The following is a 5,275-nucleotide window of genomic DNA, read 5'->3' as shown; positions in this document are numbered from 1 at the left end:
CGCTCAATCCGTGTCGATCCAAACCAGCTCTCCCTTCGCCAGTCTTGAATCCGATCTCGCAGAAAAAGGGAATCCCCTAAATGTCCACAGGCCTTAGCCCAGAGCCGCCATCTTTTCCTCTGCAAGCCGGTCAAGTTCAGCACGGCTCTTCTTTTCCGCTGCTGTCTTCAACTGCCCACAGGCTGCGTCAATGTCGCGCCCGCGCGGCGTGCGCACCGGCGCGCTGATTCCGGCAGCGAAGACGATCTTGGCAAAAGTCTTGATCCGCTCGGGGCTGGAGCACTCGTAAGGTGCGCCTTCCCATGGATTGAATGGGATCAGGTTGACCTTGGCGGGCAGCTTGTACTGCTTGATCAGCCGCACAAGTTCGCGCGCATCGTCGTCGCTGTCGTTCTTGTCCTTCAACATCACATATTCAAACGTGATGCGGCGTGCATTGGACGCGCCGGGATAGTCAGCGCAAGCCTGCAGCAGTTCCTCAATGCCATATTTGCGATTGATCGGCACGATCTCGTCACGCACCGGCTTGGTCACGGCGTGGAGCGATACGGCAAGATTTACCCCGATCTCCTCGCCCGCCCGCGCCATCATCGGCACGACGCCGCTAGTCGATAGCGTGATGCGCCGCTTGGACAGGGCCAGCCCATCACCGTCCATCACCAGCTTCAAGGCATCGCGCACATTGTCGAAGTTATAAAGCGGCTCGCCCATGCCCATCATCACGATGTTGGTCAGCAAACGACCATCGGCGGTATATGCGCCCTCGTCGTCGTCCTCATCGTCCCACGAAGTGCTTTGCGCCCCCGCGAAGGCGGGGGCCTCAGGCAGCATGGCGCTCGGTTGATGGAGGTCCCCGCCTTCGCGGGGACGCACGGTGGCCTTTGGCCACTCGCTCAGCGAATCGCGCGCAAGCATCACTTGCCCCACGATTTCGCCCGGCGTCAGATTGCGCACCAGCCGCATCGTGCCGGTATGGCAGAACCGGCAGTTGAGCGTGCAGCCGACCTGGCTTGAAACGCACAGCGTTCCCCGGTCCGCATCAGGGATGAACACCATCTCGAAATCATGGTTGTCCGCCGTGCGCAACAGCCATTTGCGCGTGCCGTCGGTTGAAACCTGCGCCTCAACGATCTCGGGCCTCCCGACCACAAAGCGCTCGGCCAGCCATGGGCGCATGGTCTTGGCGATGTCGGTCATCTCTTCGAAGTCGGTGACGCCGCGATGATAGACCCAATGATAGACCTGCTTGGCACGCAGTTTGGCCGCCTTCACATCAAGGCCTGCCGTTTCGAACACCGCCGCGATCTGCTTCTTGGGCAGGCCGATCAGATCGACCCGTCCATCTTCGCGCGGGGTTACTCCGTCGACCAGACCGGGGCGTGGCACGGGCACAGGATCGATATGCCCTGCAATCGGCATGTTGGCGGGAAGGGAAGGGCTATCTTCAGGGGAATGCTGCATCGCGCGCATATAGTGATTCTCGCCTCACCAAGCAAACGGGGTGAAATCAGCGCCGCGCGAACACCTGAACCTGCAAAACGTTCCGGTCGTTCGTCTTGATAATCACTCCGCATATCGCAAAGTATGTGACTGAAATATCACACTTTCTTGTTGTGTGAGGTTCAGGAAACCGGATGCATTTCCGCTCATTCCAAGCACCACTGTCGGGTCGCACAAAAAAACGAAAACCGACAGGTGAACGTTCGAATGGAGTGTAACATGAAGAATATCTGCGCAATCCTCGCCGCCGGCACGGCGCTCGCCGCCACTCCGGCCTTCGCGCAGGACGCGACGCCTGCAGAAGCATTCAGCGGCCTCCGCGTCGAAGCACTGGTTGGCTACGACCGCCACCGCTCGGGCAGTAGCGAAGATGTCGACGCCGACCGTGATCTCAAGCAGTCGATCGATGGCGTGACCTATGGCGGTGCCATCGGTTATGACATGGCCGTCGGCAGCAACCTGGTGATCGGCGCCGAAGCCGAAATCACCGAGAGCAGCGCCAGCTGGGACAACAACAACAACGAACCCAACGTGTTCAACCTTGGTCGCGTTGATGCCGGTCGCCAGTACTATCTGGGCGGTCGCGTCGGCTATGCCATGTCGCCTGCCACGATGGTCTATGTGAAAGGTGGCTACAGCAACCAGCGCTACAACCTGCAGGGCACCGATGGTACCACCAGCCTGCGCCAGCGTCTTGACACCGACGGCTACCGCGTCGGCGCTGGCGTTGAGCAGAAGCTCGGGCCAAATAGCTACGTGAAGCTGGAATACGGCTACAACAACTACAACCGCGGCGAATTCGATTTCAACGGCGACACGCCTGATACGAGCCGCTTTGATATCGATACCGACCGTCACATGGTGATGGCCGGTGTTGGCGTCCGCTTCTAAGCGTCACGCATTGAAGCAAGCGAAGGGCGGGCCGCAAGGCTCGCCCTTTTCCTTATCGCGCACACCCCAGCGCCGCCGCATCCATCGCCGAGGCCGCACCTGACAGCAGATACGTATCGCGGAACTTGCGCCCATCCGTACCTTGGCCAATCACCACCACGCGCGGCGCGCTGCGCATCTGCGCCGCGATCCCGGCATTGGTCCGCTGATCCGCAGGCCAAGCATCGGCCTGCCCCGTCTGCAACGTGAAGTTGGCCTCCGGGAACGAGACGTTGACGCTGGACCCCGAAGCCACCCGCCGCGCCAGCCGCACGTGCACGGCCCCGCGGATCTTGCGCTGCGGCCAGTATCCCACGGTCAGATAAGGCTGAAACGCCTGCTCGCGCCCATTGACCTTCTCGGCCATCGCAATCGCATAGCACCGCGGCACCGCCGGATCGCGAAAAGCGCCCCACGTGCCGAACACGCCCAGGCTATCGCGTGCCGTGGCCGTGCCTGCCAGCACCAGAGCGGCCAGAACCAGCAGCTTCCTCACGTCTCGTCCCGCTTCGCGCCGTCAATCAGCCGCGCCGCCCGGTTCGCTTCCTGAGCCTCGCGCAATTTCTCGCCCTTGGTCCGGCCAAACTTCGCCCGGTTGGCTTGGGCCTCAACCGCGTGCGCATCCCGCGCCTTGGCCTTGCGCACGGCCCGCAGGTTTACAACCTCGCCCATCAGGCGTGCTCAATCCCACGGGTCGATCCAAACAGCATGGTTTCTGCCCCGTTCTCTACCAGAGCGATGGAGCCTTGCACCAGCGACGGTGCAATCGGAGCGCCGTGGATGGGGTGCATCGGATAACCCGCCATCATCCCGCGCAGCACCCGGCTGGAAATGCCGTGCATCACCACGATGTGATCGCCGCCTTCATCGCCAAGCCCGTCGATCCAGCGGTTCAGCCGCGCGGCGATCATCGGATAGTCCTCGCCGTCCGGGGCGGGGCGCAGCAGGTGGTCCTCGATCACGATGGAGCCAACTTCCTCCTCCACCTCACCATAGGAGCGTCCGCACCACGATCCCATGTCGATCTCTTTCAGATCCATCGTGCGCCGCCCGGCAAACCAATCCAGCCCCAGCTCCTCGGCGATCAGCGCCGCCGTCTGCAACGCGCGCCCGGTGTCAGAGATGTGCAGCGTCACCTTGGGCTTCTCGCCCAGTTCGCCGCGCAGCGCGCAGCCCATCGCCACGGCCTGCTCAAACCCTTGCCGGGTCAGCGGCGTGTGCATGGCATTGGATTGCAAGCGCGCGGCCGCATTATAGACCGTCTCGCCGTGGCGCATAATGAAGAAGCGACCCTGTTTCATGGATGGTTTCATGGGGAGGGGCTTTAGCCTGCGGCGTCAGGATAGGAAATGCTCATGATTTCCCATTCCTTCTCGCCCGAAGGCAGCCGGACGATCCGCAAATCCCCCACCCGCGCCCCGCGCAAGGCCTTGGCAATCGGCGCGCTCCAGCCGATCAGGTTGTTGGTAGCATCTTGCTCGTCATCCCCCACGATGGTCAGCACGCGCCGCGCGTCGTCTTCGTCGGCAATCTCCACAGTCGCGCCAAACAGCACGCGCGTCCGATCCTCCATCCGCGCCGGATCGACCACCCGCGTCGCCTTCATCCGCCGCGCAAGAAAAGCCAGCTCCCGATCAATCTCCCGCATCCGCTTGCGCCCATAGAGATAGTCGCCGTTCTCAGACCGATCGCCATTGCCCGCCGCCCAAGAGACGATCTCGACAATTGCAGGACGTTCGGTGCCCAGCAGATGGTCATACCGCGCGCGCAAGGCGGCAAATCCGGCGGGGGTGATGGGAGGGCTGTCAGGCTTCATGGGGTGGCTTTACGGCGATGATGGGAGAACTGACAATAATCCTCCTCGTTTTTCCGCAGGACAAATGGGGAGGGGGACCGCCCGCGCAGCGGGTGGTGGAGGGGCAAAACGAAAGAACCCCTCCGTCATCGGCTACGCCGACGACACCTCCCCGTTTGTGCTCCGCAAAAACAGGGAGGATCAAAGAAGTATCCTTCCCCCCGACTGTCATCCCGGGCTTGACCCGGGATCCCGCTTGCCTCTTACGCGCCTGATTGTGGGATGGAGAACCGACGGCCAGCGAGAAATTCGCCAAACAAGGTAATCACTTGTGCGGTGCTGAGACTCCGTTCTGGCACGACGCTAAGCGCCGTTTTTATCCGCTCCAAGAATGAACGGGCTTCCCTAGCAGTCTTCACTGTTCTGTCGCTGAATTCAGTCGTCATTTCCGCAGTGAAGGAAGCGCGCGTGAAATACCCGCCACGTTGAGTTTCGACTGCCCAGAATTCTCCGTGTCGCTCGGCTCGGATGTAGAATTTTTCGTCAACGTTTAAAGCCGCGCACTCGCCTGACGGAAGTTTATTCAGTTCGGAAAGAGCCTCAAGTAGTTCATTTTCCGACCTAATCACGCGGCCTGCCTTGGCTCCAATAGTCAAGGTAGCTTCGTTCACCCCGGCTCCCGCTTCCCAATAAAATAGCTCATCGGGTTGGCCCCCCGATAGGTCGCAAACTGCGGGTTCATCGCCTCATAGACCACCGCGTTTTCCAGCACGCGCTGCACATAGTTGCGCGTTTCGGACAGCGGGATCTTCTCGATCCACTCGATCCAGTCCACGTCGCCATTGCGCGGATCGCCATTGGCGCGCAGGAACTTGTTCACGTTGCCGGGGCCAGCGTTATAGGCCGCCACGGCCAGCGGCCACGATCCGTTGTAATAGTCCAGCATCCGCGCGAAATAGCCCGCGCCCAGCTGGATGTTATATCCCGCATCCTCGGTCAGCGCGCCGGGGCGGTAGGACAGGCCGAGCTTGCCCGCCTGTTCGTTGGCCG

8 protein-coding genes are annotated in these 5,275 nt (G+C 61.4%); 1 reads left to right on the top strand and 7 read right to left on the bottom strand.

Annotation, left to right across the window (positions count from 1 at the left end; all coding sequences use genetic code 11):
• Nucleotides 1–93: 93 nt before the first annotated feature.
• A complete protein-coding gene (gene rlmN, locus B7X90_RS17920) occupies nucleotides 94–1,470 on the bottom strand; it encodes a 23S rRNA (adenine(2503)-C(2))-methyltransferase RlmN (RefSeq protein ID WP_292626866.1) in 1,377 nt (458 codons plus the stop codon).
• Nucleotides 1,471–1,719: 249 nt separating this feature from the next.
• On the opposite strand from rlmN, the gene B7X90_RS17915 reads away from it, so the two are divergent.
• A complete protein-coding gene (locus tag B7X90_RS17915) occupies nucleotides 1,720–2,391 on the top strand; it encodes an outer membrane beta-barrel protein (protein ID WP_292626864.1) in 672 nt (223 codons plus the stop codon).
• Between the two features lie 52 nt (nucleotides 2,392–2,443).
• On the opposite strand, the gene B7X90_RS17910 is transcribed toward B7X90_RS17915, so the two are convergent.
• The 6 genes from B7X90_RS17910 to B7X90_RS17885 all read right to left on the bottom strand — a co-directional run.
• Nucleotides 2,444–2,926, bottom strand: coding sequence for a hypothetical protein (locus B7X90_RS17910; RefSeq protein ID WP_292626863.1), 483 nt, complete (start codon nucleotides 2,924–2,926; stop codon nucleotides 2,444–2,446).
• Nucleotides 2,923–3,102 carry a DUF4169 family protein gene (locus B7X90_RS17905; protein WP_292626861.1) on the bottom strand — a complete coding sequence of 60 codons (180 nt, stop codon included), beginning with the start codon at nucleotides 3,100–3,102 and terminating at the stop codon, nucleotides 2,923–2,925. The genes B7X90_RS17910 and B7X90_RS17905 overlap by 4 nt, the downstream gene beginning before the upstream one ends.
• Entirely contained in the window at nucleotides 3,102–3,731 is a 630-nt protein-coding gene (locus B7X90_RS17900; RefSeq protein ID WP_292626859.1) for a phosphoglycerate mutase family protein, read from the bottom strand. Before B7X90_RS17900 ends, B7X90_RS17905 begins: the two co-directional genes overlap by 1 nt.
• A 23-nt stretch (nucleotides 3,732–3,754) precedes the next feature.
• A complete protein-coding gene (gene greB / locus B7X90_RS17895) occupies nucleotides 3,755–4,246 on the bottom strand; it encodes a transcription elongation factor GreB (protein WP_292626856.1) in 492 nt (163 codons plus the stop codon).
• Nucleotides 4,247–4,488: 242 nt separating this feature from the next.
• Nucleotides 4,489–4,896 carry a hypothetical protein gene (locus B7X90_RS17890; RefSeq protein WP_292626855.1) on the bottom strand — a complete coding sequence of 136 codons (408 nt, stop codon included), beginning with the start codon at nucleotides 4,894–4,896 and terminating at the stop codon, nucleotides 4,489–4,491.
• Nucleotides 4,893–5,275, bottom strand: a 383-nt coding sequence (locus B7X90_RS17885; RefSeq protein WP_292626854.1) for a lytic transglycosylase domain-containing protein, incomplete at its 5' end; no start/stop codon positions are given. The genes B7X90_RS17890 and B7X90_RS17885, both read right to left, overlap by 4 nt.

The sequence above is a fragment of the Novosphingobium sp. 17-62-19 genome, assembly GCF_002256775.1.
Classification (GTDB): Bacteria; Pseudomonadota; Alphaproteobacteria; order Sphingomonadales; family Sphingomonadaceae; genus Novosphingobium.
Note: the sequence above shows the minus strand (reverse complement) of the source record. Positions and strands in the feature narration are given on the sequence as shown.